This is a genomic window from Colwellia meonggei (assembly GCF_057537295.1).
In genome coordinates this window covers 68,238-92,942 of record NZ_BAAJLZ010000010.1, presented here as the reverse complement: position 1 = coordinate 92,942, position 24,705 = coordinate 68,238, and the positions used below count along the sequence as shown (strand labels likewise).

Annotated in this window: 20 protein-coding genes and 4 tRNA genes; 2 read left to right on the top strand and 22 right to left on the bottom strand. The window is 38.5% G+C overall.

Features of this window, described 5'->3' with window-relative positions; genetic code table 11:
* Positions 1-75 precede the first annotated feature (75 nt).
* The 16 genes from AC27E9_RS17840 to argC form a co-directional block, all read right to left on the bottom strand.
* Positions 76-151: transfer RNA gene (locus AC27E9_RS17840), tRNA-Thr, on the bottom strand.
* A gap of 15 nt (positions 152-166) precedes the next feature.
* Positions 167-240 (bottom strand) — tRNA-Gly (locus tag AC27E9_RS17835).
* A gap of 27 nt (positions 241-267) precedes the next feature.
* Positions 268-352 (bottom strand) — tRNA-Tyr (locus tag AC27E9_RS17830).
* A gap of 43 nt (positions 353-395) precedes the next feature.
* A tRNA-Thr gene (locus tag AC27E9_RS17825) sits at positions 396-471 on the bottom strand.
* Between the two features lie 131 nt (positions 472-602).
* The gene (locus AC27E9_RS17820) at positions 603-1,337 is read right to left on the bottom strand and encodes a type III pantothenate kinase (protein WP_487132525.1); all 735 of its coding nucleotides are present in this window, start codon (positions 1,335-1,337) and stop codon (positions 603-605) included.
* Complete coding sequence (gene birA, locus AC27E9_RS17815) at positions 1,334-2,308, bottom strand: bifunctional biotin--[acetyl-CoA-carboxylase] ligase/biotin operon repressor BirA (protein ID WP_487132523.1); 975 nt, start codon at positions 2,306-2,308, stop codon at positions 1,334-1,336. The genes AC27E9_RS17820 and birA overlap by 4 nt, the downstream gene beginning before the upstream one ends.
* Complete coding sequence (gene murB, locus AC27E9_RS17810) at positions 2,305-3,339, bottom strand: UDP-N-acetylmuramate dehydrogenase (RefSeq protein ID WP_487132521.1); 1,035 nt, start codon at positions 3,337-3,339, stop codon at positions 2,305-2,307. Before murB ends, birA begins: the two co-directional genes overlap by 4 nt.
* Positions 3,340-3,409: 70 nt before the next feature.
* Positions 3,410-5,569, bottom strand: coding sequence for a GumC family protein (locus tag AC27E9_RS17805; RefSeq protein WP_487132519.1), 2,160 nt, complete (start codon positions 5,567-5,569; stop codon positions 3,410-3,412).
* Positions 5,566-6,075, bottom strand: a complete 510-nt coding sequence (locus tag AC27E9_RS17800) for a polysaccharide biosynthesis/export family protein (protein ID WP_487132517.1) — start codon at positions 6,073-6,075, stop codon at positions 5,566-5,568. Before AC27E9_RS17800 ends, AC27E9_RS17805 begins: the two co-directional genes overlap by 4 nt.
* A gap of 285 nt (positions 6,076-6,360) precedes the next feature.
* On the bottom strand, positions 6,361-7,545 hold the full coding sequence (locus AC27E9_RS17795; RefSeq protein WP_487132515.1) for an outer membrane beta-barrel protein: 1,185 nt from the start codon (positions 7,543-7,545) through the stop codon (positions 6,361-6,363).
* A 193-nt stretch (positions 7,546-7,738) separates the two neighbouring features.
* The gene (argA, locus tag AC27E9_RS17790; protein WP_487132536.1) at positions 7,739-9,049 is read right to left on the bottom strand and encodes an amino-acid N-acetyltransferase; all 1,311 of its coding nucleotides are present in this window, start codon (positions 9,047-9,049) and stop codon (positions 7,739-7,741) included.
* A gap of 40 nt (positions 9,050-9,089) precedes the next feature.
* Positions 9,090-11,051 carry an argininosuccinate lyase gene (gene argH / locus AC27E9_RS17785; protein ID WP_487132513.1) on the bottom strand — a complete coding sequence of 654 codons (1,962 nt, stop codon included), beginning with the start codon at positions 11,049-11,051 and terminating at the stop codon, positions 9,090-9,092.
* Between the two features lie 18 nt (positions 11,052-11,069).
* Positions 11,070-12,314 carry an argininosuccinate synthase gene (locus tag AC27E9_RS17780; protein ID WP_487132512.1) on the bottom strand — a complete coding sequence of 415 codons (1,245 nt, stop codon included), beginning with the start codon at positions 12,312-12,314 and terminating at the stop codon, positions 11,070-11,072.
* A gap of 109 nt (positions 12,315-12,423) precedes the next feature.
* Positions 12,424-13,359: an ornithine carbamoyltransferase gene (locus tag AC27E9_RS17775; RefSeq protein WP_487132510.1), complete on the bottom strand. Its 936-nt coding sequence runs from the start codon at positions 13,357-13,359 to the stop codon at positions 12,424-12,426.
* A 49-nt stretch (positions 13,360-13,408) separates the two neighbouring features.
* The gene (argB, locus tag AC27E9_RS17770; protein WP_487132508.1) at positions 13,409-14,200 is read right to left on the bottom strand and encodes an acetylglutamate kinase; all 792 of its coding nucleotides are present in this window, start codon (positions 14,198-14,200) and stop codon (positions 13,409-13,411) included.
* Positions 14,193-15,236, bottom strand: a complete 1,044-nt coding sequence (gene argC / locus AC27E9_RS17765) for an N-acetyl-gamma-glutamyl-phosphate reductase (protein WP_487132506.1) — start codon at positions 15,234-15,236, stop codon at positions 14,193-14,195. The genes argB and argC overlap by 8 nt, the downstream gene beginning before the upstream one ends.
* Positions 15,237-15,562: 326 nt before the next feature.
* Here argC and argE point away from each other — a divergent pair, with 326 nt between their 5' ends.
* Positions 15,563-16,723, top strand: a complete 1,161-nt coding sequence (argE, locus tag AC27E9_RS17760; RefSeq protein WP_487132504.1) for an acetylornithine deacetylase — start codon at positions 15,563-15,565, stop codon at positions 16,721-16,723.
* Between the two features lie 42 nt (positions 16,724-16,765).
* Here argE and AC27E9_RS17755 read toward each other — a convergent pair whose 3' ends face one another.
* Positions 16,766-18,214: a hypothetical protein gene (locus tag AC27E9_RS17755; protein WP_487132502.1), complete on the bottom strand. Its 1,449-nt coding sequence runs from the start codon at positions 18,212-18,214 to the stop codon at positions 16,766-16,768.
* Positions 18,215-18,502: 288 nt separating this feature from the next.
* On the opposite strand from AC27E9_RS17755, the gene AC27E9_RS17750 reads away from it, so the two are divergent.
* Positions 18,503-18,694 carry a DUF2970 domain-containing protein gene (locus AC27E9_RS17750; protein ID WP_487132501.1) on the top strand — a complete coding sequence of 64 codons (192 nt, stop codon included), beginning with the start codon at positions 18,503-18,505 and terminating at the stop codon, positions 18,692-18,694.
* 15 nt (positions 18,695-18,709) lie between these two features.
* Here AC27E9_RS17750 and AC27E9_RS17745 read toward each other — a convergent pair whose 3' ends face one another.
* From AC27E9_RS17745 to AC27E9_RS17725, 5 genes are all read right to left on the bottom strand, one after another.
* Positions 18,710-19,525: a Dam family site-specific DNA-(adenine-N6)-methyltransferase gene (locus AC27E9_RS17745; protein WP_487132499.1), complete on the bottom strand. Its 816-nt coding sequence runs from the start codon at positions 19,523-19,525 to the stop codon at positions 18,710-18,712.
* Positions 19,526-19,596: 71 nt separating this feature from the next.
* A complete protein-coding gene (locus AC27E9_RS17740; protein ID WP_487132497.1) occupies positions 19,597-20,919 on the bottom strand; it encodes a hypothetical protein in 1,323 nt (440 codons plus the stop codon).
* A 19-nt stretch (positions 20,920-20,938) separates the two neighbouring features.
* Complete coding sequence (gene aroB / locus AC27E9_RS17735; RefSeq protein ID WP_487132495.1) at positions 20,939-22,003, bottom strand: 3-dehydroquinate synthase; 1,065 nt, start codon at positions 22,001-22,003, stop codon at positions 20,939-20,941.
* A gap of 11 nt (positions 22,004-22,014) precedes the next feature.
* Complete coding sequence (gene aroK / locus AC27E9_RS17730; RefSeq protein WP_487132493.1) at positions 22,015-22,533, bottom strand: shikimate kinase AroK; 519 nt, start codon at positions 22,531-22,533, stop codon at positions 22,015-22,017.
* 145 nt (positions 22,534-22,678) lie between these two features.
* Positions 22,679-24,682, bottom strand: a complete 2,004-nt coding sequence (locus AC27E9_RS17725; RefSeq protein WP_487132491.1) for a type IV pilus secretin PilQ — start codon at positions 24,680-24,682, stop codon at positions 22,679-22,681.
* Positions 24,683-24,705 lie beyond the last annotated feature (23 nt).

The window sequence follows — 24,705 nt, the reverse complement described above, 5'->3', positions numbered from 1 at the left end:
CTTAAAATACCTCAGGGTAGATTAACAAAAATTAAATTATAAGTTTTTTGAGATAACAAAGAATGTCTTTAGGAATGGTGCTGATAGGCAGATTCGAACTGCCGACCTCACCCTTACCAAGGGTGCGCTCTACCAACTGAGCCATATCAGCATTCATTTTTAAAGATGGAGCGGACGGCGGGAATCGAACCCGCAGCTTTAGCTTGGAAGGCTAAGGTATTACCACTATACGACGTCCGCACATTCTTTTCGAAATCTCAATAAAAATGGTGGAGGGAGGTGGATTCGAACCACCGAAGGCGGAGCCGTCAGATTTACAGTCTGATCCCTTTGGCCACTCGGGAACCCCTCCAATTTTTATCACTTTTAACTATATTAATAATTAAAAGTATTAATGGTGCCGACTGCCGGAATCGAACTGGCGACCTACTGATTACAAGTCAGTTGCTCTACCAACTGAGCTAAGTCGGCACTACATTAAGTGGTGCGAATTCTAGAGTAATGTTTTCTTGCATGCAACAGGAAAATGCAAAAAAAACCATGTTTTTATGTGTTTGTTGATTTTTTCTCCAAATTATTAAATTGAAACTTGGAAAAACCAGCTAACTGTCCCGAAAACAGCTTAATCCGTGAAATAATAACTCAGGAATTAATTTATAGTTATTAGGCATGAGTCTAGCTATTTGCTGACTATTACCACCAGTTAGTAATATTTGATCAAGCGTTAACGTTTTATTGGCTTGCTCAATAGCATTATTAATAGCCCCAATCGCCATTGCCCAAATACCATAATTAACGCACTGAGAGGTACTATCACCAAACGATAATGATTCCACTGTGTCTTGTTCCGCAATAACTTTTTGAGTGTTATTAAGTAGGCTACCAAACATCGTTTGTATGCCTGGCATGATCCAACCACCTTGATGCTGACCATCTTTACCAAGTAAATCTATAGTTATTGCCGTTCCTGCGTCAATAATAAGTACATTACTCGCTGGATATAATTGACGAGCAGCAATTAATGCTAACCATCTATCTACACCTAATTGCTCAGGCTGCTGATAACGAGAAGAAACACCATACGCTTTTGACTGACTGTGCACCTGTAAAAATTTAATGTTACCTGCCAACGCCCATGACTCGATGGCCGAGACATTTTCAGGACTCTGAACACTGGCAACGATAACTTCAGAGACTTTTGAAAATTCTTCACTACTTAATGCTTGAGATAGCAATTGATAATCAAGACGCTTTACCTCAGATGCATCTATCAATTGATTATCTTGCATTAGCAAATACTTAATACGAGTATTACCAATATCAACTAAAAGTTTCATTGCTCGCCTCGTAAGCTCACTTCACCACCGTAAATAGGGCTTACTTTACCATTAACTTCTAACAACAATGCGCCTTGTGCGTTAATTCCATGACAAATACCTCGCGTTGACCTGTCGCCAGTTATCAATACAACGGCTTTATTTAGGTAAAAATCTTGGGCTTGCCACTCAGACACCATGGTATTTATGCCAGTTTCAGCATGAACGTTTAGGCGCTTAATTAAGGCTGAAATTATTTCCGCTGCTAAAATATTTCGATCAATATCTGCGCCTATTGCCTTGCTTAAGTCTATCCAAGGCTGGTCAACAAGTTCGGCACTTTTTGCTGGCATATTAATATTTAAACCTATACCGATAACACAATGGCAAGGCTCCATCGCCTGCCCTTCAAGATCTATTAAGATTCCAGCAAGCTTAACACCATTATAGTAAATATCATTTGGCCACTTTAACTCAACATCAGCATTGTATAAGCCTTTAATTGCATCACTTACCGCTAATGCTGCAACAACACTTAAGCCCATAGCCGCAGACATACCTTGTTCTAGATGCCAATACATAGACATATAGATATGAGAGCCAAAAGGTGAAATCCATTGCCGACCTCTTCGCCCCCTGCCAGCGCTTTGATACTCAGCAATACAAACTTGTCCAAGGGAATTTTGGTTTGGCAAGCGTCGCATTAAGTAACTGTTAGTGGAATCAATCACGCTATGCACTTCCACTTTAGTCGTTGTGTTTTTCTGGGCTAGACGCTCGGTTATCTTAGCTTCACTTAATAATTCAATGGGTTCAGCAAGCCGATAACCTTTGCCGGTAACGCTAAAAATATCAAACCCCATCTCTTGTAAAGCGGCAATATGCTTAGAAATAGCGGCACGGCTAACACCAAGTTCTTCACCTAGTGTCTGCCCTGACAAAAAACTGCCTTGTACCAATTTTTTGATTAATTTTTCTCTAATCACTTTCACAACTGACTTCCTATTTCAGTACAAGTTACTTCACCTTGCTCACCGATGAAGCGTACTTCAGTATTCAATAAAATATTAAATTTCTGCTTCACCTTTTTTTGTATGTAATGTGCTAGCTCTGCAATATTTTGACCGCTAGCCTTATGATAATTAACAAGTACCAATGCCTGCTTTTCATGGACACCAACATCGCCAATTCGATAACCTTTTAAGCCTGATTTTTCTATTAGCCAACCGGCAGCAAGTTTAACTTGCCCATTCTTTTGCGGATAATGCGGCATTTCAGGGTACTGTTGTTGCAGCTCAGAAAACAATGTCGCTGAAACAACAGGGTTTTTGAAAAAGCTACCAGCATTAGCTAATTCTTTAGGATCGGGTAACTTACTCTGGCGTAGTTGGATCACTTTTAGCATGACATCACTTGCTGATACGGGAGGTACAAGTTCATTCAAACCTTGATAGCTTAATACTGGCTGCCACACTTTCGGCAATTTAAAGTGCACATGGGTAATAACACCTGATGATTTAAGTTGCTGTTTAAAAATACTCTCTCGATAGCCAAATTGACATTCATTATGGCTAAATTCAATAACTTCCTGTTTAGCAAAATCAAACCATGAAACACAGTCAACGAAACGCTCAACTTCGACACCATAAGCACCAATATTCTGCACAGGTGCGGCGCCAACACTCCCTGGAATTAATGCCAAATTTTCCAAACCATCAATTTCATGTTCAATGCAATACTCAACTAAATCGTGCCAATTCTCAGCACAGCCTACACTTAGATAAAAATAGTCTTCATCTTGCTCAACACTAATGCCTTTAATGCTTGGCTTTATGATCACTGGTGCCATTTGCTGACAAAATAATGTATTGCTACCTTCACCTAACACGTAATATTGCTCAATATGCAGATGCGAAAGCTCTACCAGTTCGTTAATACTAGTAGGGAAAAAAATCTTGGGAGTAACAGCGTTTATATTAAAGCTATTCATAGCTTGCAGCGAGAATTGGTGTTGGATTTTCATAACGATGAATTTAGGGAGTTTTTGTTATTGTACGCAATTATGACTTATGCATAAACCATAGTTACTTTTATTAACCGCGTTTTCTCGCTGCTAATTTAATAATGTTATTCCGTTCATTATAATATTTGTTCTGATATTTATCGGTATCAATATTTTCACTATGGTTAATCACTACACCCTCAATTGGCGCGTTAACTTGTTTTAACATTCTCAAACCTGAGGAGATTTGTTCACGCTTAGTTTTATTACCATGGACAACATAAAGAACGCTTTCCACTAATTTAGAAATAATGACAGCATCACTTACGGCATTGACGGGTGGTGTTTCTATGATAATTCGATCATAGAAATTACCAAATACCTTAATCAACATATTAAAGCGTTTCATTGATAAAAATGCTAACGGATTTGCTGGAGAGATACCTGAGGTTAAAATATCTAATTTGACATTCTTATCACGAATAATACATTCGTTGATTTGGTGAGTTTTCGCTAGCAAGTTTGAAAGTCCAGGGCGATGCTGGTTCAAATTCATATTTTTAGCGATAGTAGGGTGACGCATATCCGCCTCAATCAACAATACTTTTTCCATCTCACTAAAGGAACGGGCTAAGTGTAAGGCAACGGTAGATTTACCTTCATTCGGTACCGATGATGTTACCGCAATAATTTTTGGTGGCGTTTGCTCATTATTAAATAATAATGCTGTTCGCAATGTACGAATCGCTTCAGTAAAGCGGTTATCAGAAATATAAGCATCTTCTTTTTTATCGCTTGAGCTAGCCTTAATTTTTGGCAATACAGCGAGAATAGGCGCTTCATTGAAATTATCTAATTTACGACGTGAATTTAATGTATCAACTAATAGTTCACGCATAATAATGACCACGGAAATAAAGGCTAGAGCCAAAATAAAGCTGATCATCACCGATAGCGTTTTATTTGGCGCAAATGCAGATTTAGGCATTATCGCTTTATCGATAAAACGAACATAAAAATTTGCCTTATAATTCCCCATCGCGTCAGCTTCCTTCAAACGCACTAGGTAGTTATTATAAAGCTCTTTATTAGTTTCTACTTCTCGGCTTAATTGCGAAAACTTATTCTGTAAGCGGCTTAATCTTATATAATCTTTTTTAGCTTGTGCTAAACGCTGCTCGGTGGCATTAACTTTTTCAACCGCATGATAGTAATCTTTCTCAACAGATGAAACGATAGCAAGAATTTGCGACTTTATCCGTTTTTCTAACGAGTCTAACTCGGCTTGAACCGCAATCCTTTTCGGATGTTTTGGACCATAACGCTGTGATAGTTCATTTAATTTTCGTTCTACTTTTTCTTCATCACGCTTCAATAGTAAAAATGCTGACTGATTATTCACTTCCTGCATTTCTATCAGTTTAGAAAAGTCTGAACGATTCTTTTTAATTTCTTGATACGTGACTTTTAAATCGTCTCTCAACTTTTCTGCTTTCAAAGCCTCTGACGTCAACTCAGATAATTGCCCCCCCACTAGACCAACAATCCCCTGAATATCAACAATACCTTCATTTTCACGGTATTCCTGTAGCGACTGTTCAGAAATTTCTAATTTCTTTCCTAGCTCTTCTAATTGATCAACAAGCCATTGAGAGGTCGTTTCCTTCGATGCGCTGTGAATTTCGTCTTGATATTGTAGATAGGTTATACCCACTTGGTTTGCGACCTTTTGCGAAAGCTCTGGCGAATATGAAGAAAAAGAAATTTTAACCAATTCAGTATTAGCAATAGGCGCTATATTAAGCCGTGCCTGAAATGCAGTGACAATATCTCTTACTGACGGTGTATTCTTCGGACGACCGATATTAGCGAAAAAGGCAATTTTATTATTATATTTGCCACTATTAAACTCACTATGCTCGACCAGATTTAATTGAGAAATGACTCGCTCAGCAAACTTTCTTGAGCGCAATAATTCATATTGAGTTTGAATTTGCTCTTTACTGGCGTTTGACTCATTAAAGGCATCATTTATCGAAAGCGTATTTGCTGGCTTATTGCTACCAATTTGCAGAATTGCTGTGGCTTTATAGGAAGGTTTTAGTAAGGAAACATAAAATGCCACTAAAAATGAAATAACTAAGGTAAAGAAAATAACTTTCCAGCGGCGCGCCCAAAGCGGCGTTAAAATTTCATTTAACGCTACTTCGTCATTTACCAAGGCTATCTGTTCATTTTCTGGAGTATTCAAAAAAAACTTTGCTCTATTTCAATGATATCATCTGGCAAAATTGAACTGGCAACATTTGCAGTAAATGTTTGTTTTACTCCGTCAACAACCCGAGTAATTTTCCAGTCCGATTTCGACGCTCTCGCCGCTAAGCCGCCTGCTATAGCAATGGCTTTATCTAATGTTAAATCTTCCTGAAAAGGGTAACCGCCTGGGCGTTTTACTTGTCCATGAATAAAAAATGGTCGGTAATCTATAATTGAAACAGCTACTTGAGGATCAATAAGATAATCTCCACGCAAACCATCTGCAATTTTTTTCTCCAACGTTTTCGTTGTAAATCCGAATACAGAAATATCAGATAAAAAAGGAAAAGAAATCATACCTGACTTATCGATTTTCACTCGGGTTGTTAAATCAGGTTCACCATAAACCACTATCTGAATTTTATCACCGGCACCTAAATTATAGTCACTTGCTGCTACATGACCACAAATGCAGAGCAAGCAAAATATTAAAAATCGCATATTTTTCACCCAATCGAGTTACAAATAGTAACATTATCTATTAAACAAATACTAACTTTCTATCAATGGGCAGTTAACGCTTAATCTTCAACATTTATTATCAACAAGATAAAAACAAAATAAACTACTGAATTAATTAAATTAAAGTTATAAAGATACGTAAAACTACAGTATTGTTATTCACTTTACTTTTGAGTAAACCCTTAGTTTATTTAAGGCTATTTAGCGCATTATACGACTTTTTATTCGATATGATTAAGTTTTCATATTTGTACATAGCAACAACTAGAGCTTTACATCCATTCCTAATGTTAGGCTATTATATGAATAATCAAGATCACCGTAGTTAGCGTCTAAAGACTTATATTGATAACGTAAATGGAAATTAAGTCGGTCAGTACGTTGATAATTTAGCATTATTGTTGAAGAGAAATAATCTTCATCTCGTTTAGACTCTGGAGTAATAAACTGATCACGATTTAAACCGAAAGCAGCAAAAACATTAAACTCTTCAGTAAACTCATGGTTAATATCAACTTGGTATACTTCAGCTAAACGATAACTATTAGTTAAACGGTTACTTTCGTCGAATTTACGATTAGATACTACATGCATTGTGGTAAAATCAGACGGCCGCCAGGTGTAATCAAAGCGCCATTTAAAGGCATCATCATCTGCTAACGTATTATTTTCAAATTTAAAATTTTGATAACCAATAAGAAAACTTAACTCACTGATCACAGTTGTTTGCCATTTAACACCAACCAAACCAGTTAATGCATCACGGTTACTTTGGGGTGCATATTCAAAATCTGTCATACGATAATCAACATCAAATGCCAAATAAGTCTTACCTGAAAGCAAATAATCAAAACTAGATTTAATATTCAAGGTTTCACTATCAAGTTGACGAGTTTGGGCGCGACGAGTGGTAAATTCCCCTTCACTGTAGGCCACTTCAAAGTTTAATCTACCTTGTGAGTCTTCATTACCATACTCAAACCCAACTTTCGCGCCTTTATCTTCTCTTTCATCACCTTCAGTTAAACTATTAGCATCACCTAACGATAGGCCTGTGCCACGATAGTTATAACTATTTAGCCAATGTGCTGACAGATAGAGTCGCTGATTTTGGGCAAATTTAAATTGATATGTTGGCATTAAGCTAAAATCACTATGGTCATCATTTTCAAAGTCTTGAAACGCGTATGAAGCAATGGTGGCATCCAGATCAAAAGCAGACTGTTTACTTTTCGATGTTAGTGCCATTGCAGAAGAAACTTTATAAAAGCCGGTGCTTTGTTCGTTTTTAGCTTGGTATAAAAAATTATCAATATAACCAGCTTCTGCAGCGACCTGAAGGTCTAAGTTATTTTCAGTTTCAGCACTCGCCAAAGAGCTAAAACATGCACTGATTGCCAACAAAGGTGTGAATAAGAAATTTTTACTTGCATTCGAAGAAATCGTCATAGCCGACAATAGCCTATTATTATTGTTATCGTATTATTGAGTGCCAGTATGCACAAAAAGCAATTTCTTTAAAATGCTTTGTTCAAAATTAGTTGTGAATGATTTATGAAAGAAACAAGAAAAAAGCAAGTTTATCGCCGTGGATAAACTTGCTTAAAATAGCGATAGTTCTTGAAGAGTTAAACTTCAGAGGTTAAATATTTTTGGTAAACGCTTTTGATTTGCGCTGTATGTTATACATTTTTTGTTTACCCTCAGGTAAATTCTCAATGGCCTGCTCAACATAACCTTGCTCAATAAACCAATGAGCGCTAACAGTTGTCAGTACAAATATTGAAGAAAGTTTTTGTCTCTTTGCCGCTTGCTCCAAAGCGAGAATCAAGCGAATGCCACGATTTCCACCTCGATAGTCTGGGTGTATTACCAAACAAGCAATTTCACCAGTATTTGCCTCGGCGTATGGATACAGTGCTGCACAGGCAATAATTACTTCTTCTTTTTTAATCACTGTAAAGCGGTCTATTTCAACCTCGAGCAATTCACGAGAACGCTTTACTAAAACCCCTTCTTCTTCTAGTGGCGCTATTAGCTCTAAAATACCGCCAACATCATCAATACTTGCCGCAGATAATTGTTCATGATGATCTTTGGCAATCAGAGTGCCAGCACCATCACGTGTGAATAACTCTTGTAGCAACGCACTATCACTGGCATAGCTAACACAATGACAACGCTCAACTCCTTGTTTACCACTTTGCACAATCGCCTGTAACAATAACTGGCCAACATAATCTTGCTGTGTATCCAACAAGCTAGACACTGTTGCCACACCGCAACTACGAATAAGCTCTCCTTGTTGATCAAGCAAACCATGCTGCTTCGTTAAAGCAATGAGCTTATCGGCTTTTAAGGCAATGGCTGTCTTTGCCGCAACATCTTCCAGTGCTAGGTTAAAAACCTCACCTGTTGATGAATAACCTACTGGCGATAACAATACAATAGAACCAAAATCTAATTGGGTTTTAATGCCCTCAGCATCAATTCTACGCACAGCACCTGTATGTTTAAAATCTACACCATCTCGTACGCCAATTGGCTTTGCAATAACAAAATTCCCGGTACTTACCCTAATTTGTGAGCCATGCATAGGAGAATTAACTAACCCCATAGTCAGCAATGCTTCAATATGAATACGTAACGAACCTGTAGCATCTTTAACACAAAGCAAGGTTTCAGCATTGGTAATACGCATATTTTCGACAATTTGCGGTACCAGTGATTGTGCTTGTAAACGCTTTTCGATCTGAGGCCTAGCACCATGTATCAATACCAACTTAACCCCTAAACTTCTAAGCAAAGCAATATCATGAATAATATTGGCAAAATTAGGGTGCTCAACAGCATCACCACCAAACATCAATACAAATGTTTTGCCTCGGTGAGCATTTATATACGGTGCGGCATTTCTAAACCATTTAACATTATCTTCGTTACTATTCATAATCGTTAACTACAGGTTACTCTTTACTGAAGTTCGTTTAACATTACACTGAAACAGGGCAGCGCTGAACATTATATTCCATCGCTACTTCATCAGCCGGGTCTTTGTGCGGGCTTTGCTCGCTGTCTTCAATAATATTGTCAGCCAATGAGTTCTTATCAATTAAGTTAAAACCTAATTGCGCAAAATAATTTGGAATATAAGTCAGAACAATAACTTTTTGTAACTCAATTTGATGAGCAAATTCAAGTAAGTATTGAACCAATGCTCGCCCCTGCCCTTGCTGGTGTGTTGCTTTATCAACAACCACTGAGCGAATCTCTGCTAACCCTGTTTGATAAATATACAATGAGGCACAACCAACGACTTTACCGTCTACTTCGGCAACAACAAAATTTTGTATATCGTGAATAGTATTGTCACGACTGCGAGGGAGTATCTCTCCTTGCTCTGCCCAGTAGCTGACAAGTGAAAAGATGCTCTCTACATCTGACATTCTGGCACGACGCACAGACATTGCTGCAGCACGTTGTGCATTTAAACGTTGTTTCACTTGCTTCAAAGTTAAATTAATTTGAGCTTTACTTGGCGCGCCTAATACTTGGGTATTTAGAGTGTCTTGGTTATCTGACAAGCCATTTGGAGACTGAATATCAGCTAAAGCTTTTTCAACTTGCACACGTGACGTTCCACCTAGCGCTGCTCTTTTATCTAAGCATGACTCTATGGAAAGATGCTGGTATACGTCTTGCTCAATTTTGTCACTAAACTGCTGTAATTGCGCAATTGAAAAGTCTTCCAATGCGTGCCCTGCATCAATTGCTGCCAGCACGACTTCACCAACTATATGATGTGCCTCTCGAAATGGAATATCTTTACTGACTAAATAATCAGCGAGTTCAGTTGAATTAGCATAACCTTGCTGAGCAGCTGCTAATGTTCTGGCGCGATTAACTTTTAAACCTTCAGCAACCAAAACCGCCATTTGCATACACTCTTGCCACGTATCTAGTGCATCAAATAAACCTTCTTTGTCTTCTTGCATATCTTTGTTGTAGGCAAGGGGGAGCGCTTTCATCGTCATCATCATACCCGTCAACGACCCCATGACACGACCCGCTTTGCCACGCAATAACTCACAAGCATCAGGGTTTTTCTTTTGTGGCATAAGTGACGAACCTGAGCTAACTAAATCGCTCATTTCAACAAAGCCAGCTTCACCCGAATTGTAGAAAATAAGATCTTCGGCAAAACGCGATAAATGCATCATCGAGATACTCGCAGTCGATAGTAGTTCAATAACATGATCACGGTCAGAAACCGCATCTAAACTATTTAACGTGGCACTACGAAAACCAAGATTATGTGCTAATTGCTCGCGATCAATCGGATAAGCAGTCCCCGCTAAAGCACCAGAGCCAAGTGGCGAAGTATCTGCACGATATAAAGCATCTTTTAGTCGCCCAATATCACGGTTAAACATTTCAACATACGCTAAGCACCAATGACCAAAGGTTACTGGTTGTGCGCGCTGTAAATGGGTATAACCCGGCAGAACTGTGTTACGTTCGCGCTCTGCAAGATCTAGCATCGCTTGCTGCAAATTCACTAACGCATACAACAAGTCATTGCCAGTCTCTTTACACCACAGTTTCAAATCAGTTGCTACTTGGTCATTTCGACTACGGCCAGTGTGCAGCTTTTTACCTAAATCACCAGTTTTCTCAATTAAGTTAATTTCAACCCAACTATGAATATCTTCAGCGTCTGAAGCTAAAATTTGTTGTGGATTTTCTTCTACTGACGCCTTTAGCTCCAGCAATGCTGTTTTCAAAGATAAAAACTCAGCTTGTGATAATACATCTACAGTCGTTAGTGCTTCTGCCCAAGCAATTGAGCCTACGATATCTTGCACCGCCATACGATAATCAACAGGTAAAGAGTCATTAAACTTCTTGAACTGTACACTGGCTTGTTCTTTAAAGCGTCCGCCCCATAATGCCATGATAACTTCCTCTACCCTTTATTTATCGTTACTAACAACGGAGTCTGCCTGATGAAGCGCTTCAATTCTGCTTGATAAACTAAACAAACGAATAAAACCTTCAGCATGTTTTTGGTCATAAACATCATCAGCACCAAATGTCGCAAACTCTTCTGAGTATAGGCTGTTCGGCGAACGACGTTGAGTAACCTGTGCCATACCTTTATAAAGCTTAATGACAACATCACCTGTAACTTTTTCCGCAAATGACGCGGCAGCGGCAAGCTGTGCTTTTGCCAATGGTGTAAACCAGCGGCCATCATAAATAACGTGAGAAAATTCATGCCCAACTGCTTCACGGTATTTTAGCGATTCCTTATCTAGAATTAATGACTCTAGCCCTTTATAGGCTGCCATTAATACAGTACCACCTGGTGTTTCATAACAACCACGTGATTTCATACCCACTAAACGGTTTTCAACAATATCTATGCGACCAACACCATGTGCGGCAGCTTTATCATTTAGGTACATTAATGATTGATACGCCGACATTGGCTGGCCATCAACGGCTACCAACTCACCTTGTTCAAAACTAAGCATAACTTTGCCCGCTTCATCAGGCGCTTCTTGTGGGTCAACAGTCATAGTCCACACTTCTTTTGATGGCTCACACCATGGATCTTCTAATTCACCACCTTCATGTGAAATATGCCAAGCGTTTGCGTCACGACTATAAATTTTTGTTAATGAAGCTGCACAAGGAATATTGCGCTCAGCAAGATAAGCTAATAAATCTTCCCGAGAAACCATATCCCATTCACGCCAAGGTGCAATCACGGTGAGTTGCGGCGCAAGTGCGGCAAAACATGACTCAAAACGAACTTGGTCATTACCCTTACCAGTACAACCATGACAAACCGCATCGGCACCCACTTTTAAGGCAACTTCAATATGCGCTTTAGCAATCACAGGACGTGCCATAGATGTACCTAGTAAATATTGCCCTTCATATACCGCACCAGTTTTAATTATTGGATAGATATAGTCTTTCACATATTCTTCTTTCAGATCGACAACATGACACTCAGATGCGCCAGATGCGATCGCCTTTTCTTTAATGCCCTCAAGCTCTTCATCGCCTTGGCCAACATCAGCACAAAACGCTACGACTTCACAGCCGTCATAATTTTCTTTCAACCACGGGATAATTGCTGATGTATCTAAACCACCAGAATAGGCTAATACGACTTTCTTAATTTGTTTCTTTGCTGCTAGTGCCATGACTTTTTCCTTAACAAAATTCTTTGATATATCGAGCATCATCTTTTGGCTCAATAACTAATATTTTTAAAACTAGTAACTTTCGCTACAATTAGGCTTTCGTCTACTGTTAGTTGCTTGCCAACAAGGTTACTAACACCGCGTTTTGCGCCCACATGCGATTTTCCGCCGATTGAAAAACTACCGACATATCACTGTCAAACAACTCAGTGGTAATCTCTTCTTCAAGGTGAGCGGGTTGGCAATGCATCACAGAGCTAGCCCCCGTTGCTGCCATTAATTGATGATTGACTTGATACGAAGCAAATTTTTCTAATATCGCTGCTTTCTGGCTAGGGTTTTCATCACCCATAGACACCCAAGTATCTGTGTAAATAACATCTTGTTGGCCAATGGCATCGATATTTGAAATGCTATTGAACATAGCACCACTAGTTTTTGCCAAGGTTTGCGCTTTCATAAGCATGTCTGCTGCTGGCCCATGTTCTTCAGGACAAACTAAGGTAAAATCGACGCCAACTGTCGCCGCCATTAACATTAATGAATTGGAAACATTATTAGCATCACCGACATAAGCCAATTTTACTTGTGATAGGTCAGCGAAGTTTTCTGCTAAAGTGACAAAATCAGCCAGGGCTTGGCACGGATGATATAAATCGCAAAGAGCATTAATTACCGGCACACTTGCATGGTGCGCTAATTGTTCAATAGACTCATTACTAAAAACACGTGCCACAATTGTATCGGCATAACACGATAAGTTTTTGGCGTAATCACTCACTCGCTCTCGTTCGCCGAGTTTGCCATTTTGTTGACCTAAATAAAGTGCATGGCCACCAAGCTTATTAATACCAAGATCAAAACTGACATGCGTTCTTAATGACGGCTTTTCGAAAATCATCGCCACCGACTTACCTGCTAATGCTTGACTATAGTTTTCAGGTTGTTGCTTAATATCTCTAGCGAGGGTAATTAAATCTAATATTTGTACTTTTGAAAGCTGATCATCAGCTAAATAGTGTTGTAAGTTCATCAAAGTGGTCATGGTTGTTCCTGTGCGAAAAATTTATTAAAAACGAAATATCACGGCAAAACTAAGTAAAGCTTGGCTGTATGCGGGTACCAATATTGGCCCCGTTGAGCAAATCAACAATTTGCTCAGGCGATTGCCAACTGGCAACCGCGATACTTCGTCGTAATTTATTCGCTGCCTGCAGTGCTGCGTTAACTTTGGCTGTCATACCGCCAGCAATAACGCCACTGCTGATCAACTCTTGCGCCAATTGTTGGTCAAGTGAACTAAGGTATTTGCCAGCACCATCTTTAACACCATTAACATCTGTTAATAGTACTAACTCCGCATTGAGTAACTGGCATATTGCAACGGCTGCGTCATCCGCATTGACATTAACTAATTCACCATTTTCTAATGCGCCGATAGATGAAATAATCGGCAGAAATTTGGCTTTAAGTAGAGTGTCTAATAAAGCACTGTTATAAGGGTACGGCACCCCAACTTGACCTAGTTGCATTGGGCTAAGCTGACATTGAACCATTTCGCCATCAGCTAATGACAAGCCTACAGCTGGTAATTTTAAGCTTGCCGCGCTTGCCACAATAGCTTTATTGACATTACCCGCCAGTGCACCGCTGATCATTGGCATTTGTGCTTTTGGCGTAACACGTAAGCCGTGTTTTTTCTCAGTAACAAAACCTGCTTGCGCTAACATTTCATCAACAATACAACCGCCGCCATGAACTAAAACAACCGGTTGATTGTTCAAACTTGCAATGACAGTCAGTAGCGCGTTTAACGCGGCAACCTTACCTTGGCTATAACCATCAAGAATTGCACCGCCTATTTTTATCACTATAGGTTTATTCATGGCTTGCTCCATTGGGTAGCAAGCTATATTCACTTGGCAGTCCTAAACTAATATTGGCACACTGAATTGCTTGTGAAGCAGCACCTTTTAACAAGTTGTCAATTGCACAACTCACAACAAGAACCTGTTTTTCTTCATCTACTTGCCAATGAATATCGGCAAACGGTGTATGAGCAACATTGTCAATTTTTGGCCAACTTGACACTAATCTAACCAGCGGTTGATCTTGATAAGCTTCATAGAAGGCAGCATTAATTTGTGCTGTATTAACCCCAGTTTTCAGCTGTAACGTTACCGTTGCTAACAAGCCCCTTTTGTAAGGTGCTAAATGCGGGTTAAAGATCACCTCCGCCTGTGCTTCTTGGCTAATTTCCGGCTGATGTCTGTGCTGTAAAATATTGTAGGGTGTTAAACTAACTTCATAAAAGCTGGTGGCTAAAGACGCCTTTCTACCTGCACCGCTAACACCACTAATACCATTAATAACAATTAGTGAATTTTCGATATGTAATTGTTTATCGGTTATTGGTTTTAGTGCTAAAAGACTTGCGGTTGGGTAACAACCAGGTACAGCAATTAGATGACTATTAACGATTTCATCTGCTTGCCATTCAGCTAAGCCATATTGCGCTTGTTGTAATGCGGCAATTGAATGGTGCTCAAAACCATAGTGAATAGGATATTGGCTTGGGTCTTTTAAACGAAAGCCACCTGATAAATCGAATACTTTTACTTTAGCTTCAATAAAAGCCTGTGCCCATTGCGCACTGAAGTCATGGGGAGTAGCAAAAAAAACGGCATCAATATTGTGGCTTTCAATAGCAATATGTTGTTCAAACCATTGCGGAGAAAAAGAATACAGGGGTAATGCACATATCCCCTGCCAGCGAGCATGCAATTCCGCAAAGGTTTTACCACTAGAATCACTGTGTTCTGATACCAACAAATGCTGTATCGAAATTTTATCGTGTTGTGTTAATAAGCCGATTAACTCAGCTCCAACATAACCGCTTGCACCTATTACTACGACGTTCATTAATTTTCCACTTTACATTAACTAAAGGCTAATTCTAGAATTTACCGTCAACGTTGTTATTCATACGTCAAATTTGCAATTCTATTCAACTATCACTATTTGATTTCACTAACAAAACAGAAATTTTACTGCTTATCTTTAAAATCAACACTTACAAGACCTAATATGAATACTATCGTCGTCGGCTAGTTGAATACATTACAAACTTTTTCATAGTGTGCTTTAATTAGGCTATTTACATTGTGCAGCTAAAGTATCACCATACAACTAGTTATGCAACTAATTAGCATAACTACCCATTAAATATTTTTTAGGTTATTCATCCCATGCAGAAAAATAAAAAAAACTTACCTAACTTTAGCCAAGCCATTAGCCAGCTAATCGCCTTACCAAGCATTAGCTCATCGCAAGCTAGTTGGGACCAGAGTAATCAGAAAGTTATTGATTTGCTCGCGGCATGGTTCGAAACGTTAGGTTTTAGTATTAATGTTCAGATGGTGCCAAATGCTGTTGGCAAATATAACTTGTTGGCCAAATTAGGCTCTGGGCAAGGTGGCTTATTGTTAGCAGGACATAGTGATACTGTGCCTTTTGATGAAGACAGGTGGTTATCAGATCCGTTAAAAATAACCGATCGTGATAACAAACTATTTGGCTTAGGTAGTTGTGATATGAAGGGTTTTTTCGCCTTTATTCTACAGGCCTGTTTAAAAATAGATCCTGCAAAACTAACTAAACCGCTATATGTTTTAGCCACCGCAGATGAAGAAACTACAATGGCTGGCGCACGTTTCTTCGCCAATAACAGTGAAATAAAACCTGATGTTGCCATAATTGGAGAGCCGACCAACTTAGTACCCGTAGTAATGCACAAGGGCCATATGTCGCATAAGATTACCATTAAAGGGCAAGCTGGCCATTCTAGCCAACCGAGTAATGGGGTAAATGCAATAGAAATAATACATCAAGTTATTAGCCAATTATTTAAACTGAAAGAGCAGCTAGAAAATAATTACCAAAACACGGCATTTGACGTACAGGCACCGACATTAAATTTAGGTGCTATTCACGGCGGCGATAATGCTAATAGAATTTGCGGCCATTGTGAGTTAGATATAGATATGCGTTCATTACCGGGAATGAAAGATAGCGATTTAGTTGCATGGTTAGCTGAGATACTAGCGCCTATTGCTAAAAGATATCCTGGCCGTTTGACCATTACAGAACTTGACCCAAGTTCGCCTAGTTTTGAACAAGCTAGTGAAAGTGAATTGGTATTAACATCAGAGAAATTTTCAGGTCATAAATGTTGTGCGGTAAATTACGCCACTGAGGCACCATTTATTCAACAACTTGGCTGCCAAACAATCGTAATGGGACCTGGTTCCATCAAGCAAGCACATCAGCCTAATGAGTACTTAGCTCACAGCGAAATAATTAAAACCGAACAATTGTTAGCAAGGATGATAAAGCATTATTGTTATTAGGTGATTACAAGCAAACGTTTTAAATGTGTGAAATACGCCCAGCTACCTTGGGCGATTCCACAATTTTTGATGGTTTTTCGTTGAAAAATATTCAGTTGGCTGCCAGCACCTAGGTAATAAGTCTAAACTCTGACGTTCTTGATAATTTGACGACAATAGTTCTAAAATCTCATTCAGACGTTCTTTGCTAATACTGGAGAACTTCTTTGCTGTTTCTACGTAATATAGATTACCGCCTTTCTTAACAGTAATATCATGACCATGGCCAATAAAAGTTAAATTACGTGTCGCTGAGCGACAAATTGGCTCTTCTGGATGCTCTGGGTACAACTGAGTAACCACACCATACTCGTAACGATCATTATCATCAGCTTCACCTGGTATATAAGTAATGCCATAACCTTGTGGGAAAACACCGGTAATTTCATACAATAAATCAACAATATCTTTGCGACAAATGCCACGTTCGGCATTTTGATACAATGCCTGATAAACTTTCGGCAATAGTTTGTAGTTATAACTGTCTTTGGTTGATAAAACGATGGAGGTATATATTTGTGGTACTTTTAATAAATTACCTAAACCTTGTTTAGGCTGGACACTACTTTTTAGCAGTTGTTTTATAAATAACAGTTTACTAGCTTCTGCTTTATTAAATTTATCGCGCTCGGCTTTCGAGTTACCCAAATACATACCAGCGCCAATACCATCAACCAGGTACTTCACTGTTTCACGATAATTTATTTGTAATAAGGCTTTACGCTCTTCTACTTTCAGGGTTCTAAAATTATCACTTTGCTTGTCATCCCCACGGATAATTTTTTGTGCATCAGGATGATAATTACCAATATCTTGTAATATTGCTGCCATTAATACTGGCACTTTTACGGTATCAACAAAGTGTTGATACAACGCTTTATTTTCACTAACAATTTCAGTAAAACTTGCCGTCTCATGTTGCTGTATAACTTGGTCTATATAGCTATTAGGTAATAACTTTTTCAAACACAATTGATCTAGCAAACGCAATGTTAAAATTCCTTTGTATAAAGGCTTATTAACTTCATTGGCAACGGCAACCTTTTTACCTTCCGTAGGCGATAGCAGCTGAATGGTACCCAGAACTTGTGCAGATTTTCGGTGAGTTTCACTAAAGCCTTCAGCTTCAGATAGTTCGATAATTTCGCGACATATGGTATGTAAGTGCTGAAAACGGTCATGACGTTCAAAAGCAAGTTCGCGATGATATTCTTTCTGATCGCGTTCTAGTTTTTCTACTCGCGCTAATGATTTTGCATCAGCTTTAGTTTTTAATTCAGCAATATTACGCGCTAAGTCATCCAACTTTAATTGGGTAAAATCACGTAAGTCATAATAGGCGATGGCGCGTTCCAATACAGAGTCTTTTGATGGACTACGACCATATATTTTATTTAATAGCGTCTTCACTTGCTCTGTGAAGTTGGTATCACCTTTAGAGAATTTTGACATACGTTCCGTTATTTATATCTAATCAATAATGACTAAACAGCTATAACTACTTTCCCCAATGCAACATATCATTTTGGTCAAGTAACTAAAGTGTCCATGAATTTATAATATCACGATAAGATTGATAATTTTACCAGAGCGACTATAACGATTAAATTATATTGAGCCAATCTATTATTTTAATTGAAGAATCAGCTTACCTTGATTCATATCAGCCATTAGAACATACTGCATACACATCATATTTTATATGTAACTATAAAAATTGTGTTTTTACTAAGGATAGATATGAGTTCACAAAACTTTAAAGAAACATTTAAAAGTGTCGGAGCTGCATTTTTTGGTGTGCAAAGTGATAAGAATAGAGAAAGAGATTTTACTCACGGCAAATTTAGCTATTTTATCATCGCCGGTCTTATCGCTGTTGTGTTATTTATTGCAGCTTTAATCGCCATTGTTTCACTGGTAATGCCTAGTTAAGCGCAGTCAAGAATATTAGTAAAGTGCCAGAAGTTCAGAAACTTTATTACGCTTATTTGCTTTTTGACTGATTGTTCTCGACACTTGAATTGAGTGTTGCTTTTTAGCATGCTCATATATTTTGCGTGTCCAAATAGTATCGTGATTACTGATCAGTACAGCTATATTACGCTTTTTAGTCACCTCTTCAGCTGCATTGGCAAGGTCGGCTTGTTCATCTAAACCAAAACCATTACCTGCATAGCTGGTAAAACTAGCTGTTTTACTTAAAGGCACATATGGAGGATCGCAATAAATAACATCCCCCGATTTAGCATGTGCAAAGGTTTGTCGGTAACCATCGCAAATAAAAATGGCTTTACTGGCTTTTTCAGCAAAAAAGTTTAATTCCGCCTCAGGGAAATATGGACGTTTATACTTACCAAACGGTACGTTATAGCCACCTGATTTATTATAGCGACATAAGCCATTGTAACCATGACGATTCATATAAAGAAAAACAAGAGAGCGAAAATAGGGGTCGCTACTAGCGTTGAATTCTTTACGTAATTGGTAATAGCTTTCTGCCTGATTATTTTCCGGTGAGAATAATCGACGAGCATCTTCAATAAATTTATCAGGGCTGCGCTGCAAAATACGATACAGATTAATTAAATCTTGGTTGATATCGCTAAGCAAGTATTCGTCATAATCACTATTGAGAAAAACTGAACCAGCCCCGACAAAAGGTTCAACAAGGCGATTTCCCTTCGGTAACATGGTATTAATGACATCGCTTAGAGCGTATTTACCGCCTGCCCATTTTAAAAAAGCTCGATGTTTTTTCTTCATGATAACCCAAAGTTCAATAGCAGATAATTTACAGCTGAAAAGTAAGCGAGGATTGTATCCTGAATTACCTTTTATTGGGAGCTTAGAAATGCATTGATTTCATTATTAATTACCTTAATAGACTTAATCCATGGCTGGCGTGCTTGAATTGTTGCAGGCATAGCTGATAATTCTTGCTGGGCTAATAATTTATCACTAAAAACAGGACTGGTAATAACGTAAACAGGCGCGTTGTTTAATAGCCTTTGATATATATGAAAATCAACACCATCTAAGCTTGCTAAAAATTCAGCGGGTAAGTTTAACTCGCGAAACGCAGCAATTTGAATCACATATCCATCAATATTATTAAGGTAGTAGTTGTTATTGACTTCAGTCGCTTGTTGAGTTGCAACTTTAGATGCCAATGGTTTATCAACATTGGCATCTAGTGCTTCTATAACATTTACCTCACCATCATCTTCCTCTACCGAAATAGATGTCATCGCTAGCATAATATCATTAGCTGTTGCCGGCATGATTTCTTCTTCAATAACTTGCTCCTTAAACTTTTCAGGTTCAGTTAGTGATAAAAATATGTCATTTGCTTTTGCAATTTGCACTGTCGGTTTCGGTTCGCTAATTAATACGGTTAGTTGTGGTTTTGTTAACACGGTGTTTAGTTCAACAATGCTACTGCCTTTACTTTCAGCATTTAACGGCTGAGCGAAATTAAAACTATTTTGCTGTAATAAAATAATAATGCTGGCAGCTACTAAAACCAAAGCAATAACAAATGATGCTAACCACTTATTAATTTTAAGTGCATACCATTTAGGCTTAGGCGCATTGAAAATAGCAGAATTAATTGGTAACAGCTGACCTGATTGCGCCGACAATAAGGTTAACTTGTTTTGAAACAAACTTTTGTTTTCTTGTACCTTGATACCTGTTTGCGGTGAACCAAACATAACAATATTGATAACCAAGTTCGCTTTTTTAGCAATTGCTGCCAATTGCACGACTTCATGTAATATTTGTAAAGATAAATGCTGGCTGTTATCAAGAACTACTGCAATCGCTTGCTGAGATTTACGCGCCAAATTAATAACACTAACCGCAAGAGAAATTTCCGGATCAAATAATTCACCGGCCGAAAGCTGTTCAATGATACGACAACGAATTTGGATGTCATTAAATTGCGCAGATAAAGAAATATACGCAGCATTATGCTGTTCGGGGATTGTTGCAATAAATTGATTAGTGATTTGGCCATTTTGCTCTGGGCTTTCATCAACAACAATTATTGCTTGCTTTGAAAATCTTAGAATATAATCGATACGCGCATTTGCACTAATTTTAGTGACACTGGTTTTATCGTCGGATAAGCCAATATTTTTGATTAACGCAGACATGCTTCACCTATTCTGAATATTACAGAATTTGCTGAAGTAACTCCTCACTGACGTCATCGTTTATTTCAGATTGGCCAATAGCGGTCGGAAGAATAAAACGTAGTTTACCTGCTAAATTCTTTTTATCACGACGCATATGACAAATAAACTCTTCAAAGCCCATATTTTCTGGCGCGACTAACGGTAAGTCAAACGCTAAAAGCAGTGCTTCAATGCGACGAAGATCTGACACTTCAAGCAAATTCATTGCGACTGCAAGTTTTGCAGCAAGTACCATGCCAGTAGCAACGGCTTCACCATGCAACCATTTTCCATACCCTTGATCGGCTTCAATGGCGTGACCAAAGGTGTGTCCTAGATTTAATAATGCACGAACACCTGATTCTGTTTCATCTGCAGCAACAATATCAGCCTTACATTGGCAACAGCGCTCAATCATATAAGCTAGTGTTCCTGTATCGCCTTTTTTAATATCGTTAGTATGTTGTTCTAACCAAGTAAAAAACTCACCGTCACCTAATATGCCATACTTGATCACTTCCGCAATACCAGCATTAAATTCACGTGCTGGCAAACTTTTTAGAGATGCTAAGTCAATGAATACCGCTTTAGGTTGGTAAAAAGCGCCAATCATATTTTTACCTAATGGATGATTAACTGCTGTTTTTCCTCCAACTGAAGAATCTACTTGTGATAACACCGTTGTGGGTACTTGAATAAAGTCAATGCCACGCTGGTAACATGCTGCGGCAAAACCTGTGATATCACCAATAACACCACCACCAAGCGCAATTAACGTTGTATCGCGACCATGATTGCCCGCAAGTAAATGCGACATAATAACGTCGAAATTTGCTAAGCTTTTTTCCGCTTCACCATCAGGTAAAATGACTTCGTCAATATTAAAATGCTTTAAGGCTTCTTTTAATGTCGGAGCATAAAGAGGCGCAACGACATCATTAGAAACAATACAAACACGTTTACTGCGGATATGACTAGACAGCAGGTCGCTATTTGATAATAGCCCGCTGTCTATATAGATTGGATAACTACGTGTGCCGAGTTCAACCTGAAGTGTGGTCATAGTAGCTTCGTTTAAAAATCTAAACGCTCTACTATTTTACTTGCAACAACTTTCGCGCTTTGATCATCCGTTTGCACGATAACATCGGCAATTTCTTCATATAACGGATTACGTTCAACAGCTAAGTTTTCAAGTACTTTTCTTGGTTCTTCATCGGTTTGTAGAAGAGGTCTGCGTCTATCTCTTTGCGTACGGGCAACTTGTTTATCAATAGTTGTTTCTAAGTAAACCACAATGCCACGGGCTGATAGGCGATTACGAACTTGGCTACTGATCACAGATCCGCCACCTGTCGCTAAAACAATACCCTGCTTTTCGCTTAAGTCTTCAATAACCGACTCTTCTCTTCTACGAAAACCTTCTTCGCCTTCAAGATCAAAAACCCACGCGATATCGGCACCAGTACGACGCTCAATTTCTTGGTCCGAATCAAAAAACTCTAGATGTAGCTTATCTGCTAATTCTCTACCAATGGTGCTTTTGCCTGCGCCCATAGGGCCTACAAGGAAAATATTACGTTTTTCTGCCATTAGATTAATTAATACTCGTTTTATTTATTACGTGAACAGGTAAGAGGGAACCTCCCTCGAAAATTTTAAGGGCGCAATTATCGCAATTGTTGGGTACAAATTGCAAGCATGTAAGATGAAAACACCACCTTACATGCAAATTAACTTAAAATCTTTCGGTAACTATGCGCGGTGTAACAAAAATTAGTAGCTCTTTTTTCTCGTTAAAATTGCTACTGTTTCTAAACATCCAACCAAAATAAGGTATATCACCTAATACTGGTACCTTTGATACTGAACTAATAATTTGTTGCTGATAAATACCGCCTAAGACGATAGTTTCGCCATTATTAACTAATACTTGCGTACCGATTCGCTGCGTATCAATTGCCGGTGCGGTACCATTGGTAACATCAGAAACAGTATCTTGTGTAACAACTAAATCTAGAATAATTCTATCATCTGGGGTGATATGTGGTGTTACAGTTAAACTTAAAACCGCTTTTTTAAATTGTACTGATGTTGCACCACTCGACGCCGCTTCTTGATATGGAATTTCAACACCTTGTTCAATATAAGCTTCTTTTTGATTTGCGGTGGTAATACGCGGACTAGCAATAATTTCACCTTTATTTTCTTTTTCCATAGCACTAAGCTCAAGGTCAAGAATAGTACCATCAGCAAGCCGTGCTACTTGAAAAGCAATACTACCGGCTGGGTTGGCTACAGGTAAGTTAACATTTAACCTATCACTTAAGTCAGGTATTGTACCGTTATTGGCACTGTCGGTTCCACCTAATGAGCCTGATGTTGCCGAGTCACTACCGGTATCTGTTACGCCCCAACGAATACCAAGCTCTTCATTAATGTTATCTTTCACTGTTACCATGCGTGATTCAATAATGACCTGACGTACCGGAATATCAAGCACAGCCACCATACGTTTAATATCTTCAATACTATTGGCGGTATCTCGAATTAATAGGGTATTAGTACGTTCATCAACACTAACGCTGCCTCGGTCAGACAGAATGCTGTTTTCTTCATTCTTAATTAAAGCAGCAAATTCCGCTGCTTTTGCATAGTTAACTTGCACATATTCAGAATACAGCGGCGCTAATTCTTCCACCTGCTGTTGCGCTTGTAAATCACGCGCTTCTCTAGCCGCTAACTCATCACTTGGCGCAACCATTAAAATATTGCCTTCCATGCGCTTGTCTAAACCTTTCACTTTTAAAATAATATCAAGTGCTTGGTCCCATGGAACGCCATCAAGCCTCAAAGTAATATTGCCAGCAACTGTATCACTGGTAACTAAGTTAAAACCGTTATAATCGGCTATTATCTGTAATACAGTACGTACTGAGATATCCTGAAAATTTAATGAAATTGCCCGACCGCTAAAATCTTCCTCTTCATCTAGGTAACCGACTTCTTTTTCCTTTGCCGATAGTGTTAGTGAAAATACATCATTTAATTGCTGATGCTTAAATTCAAAGGCGCCATTAATATCAACGACTAAGCGTGCGTTACGCCCTTCTTTAAAAGTCTCAATACCTGACACTAAAGTGCCAAAATCAGTAACATCGAGTTTATAAATATAATCTTCTAAAATTTCTGTGTTATGAAATTCAATATAAAGCTTGCCCAACTTATCACTAACGTCTACTGCAACCTTGCTATCTATTAATTTCACTAATAATTGTGCTTCATTTTGCGCACCGCGTTTAAAATCAATATTGTCAATTTGATTAATAAAGCCGCTTCCTAAAGGGATTAACTGGGTTACTGTTTTATTTACTTCGCCAGTATTTAAGGTTAAGGCAAATGTATTATCACGTTGGTTAACATCAAAAATTGATAAATGATTTAAATTGACTGTCGCGACGACTTTGCCTGCAAGCTTTTGCACATTAACGTTTTTAACACCAGCATGGTCAATTAATGTTGAGGAAAGATTGGGGTTAAATTGCTCAGCATTAAAGGTAATTTTCACTTGTGCTGGCGTAACAGAGGTTGAAATTTCCGGCTGAATAACAATATTTTCAGACAGTTCGAAAACAAGATCAATTTCGTTATTCTGAATAGTATTGTATGTTATTCCTGTTAGCTCATTTGCTGACAAAAAACTCGACGCAAAACATAGCAAAGTGACAGCAATTAACTTCATTCTTTTACCACATGTCATAAGAT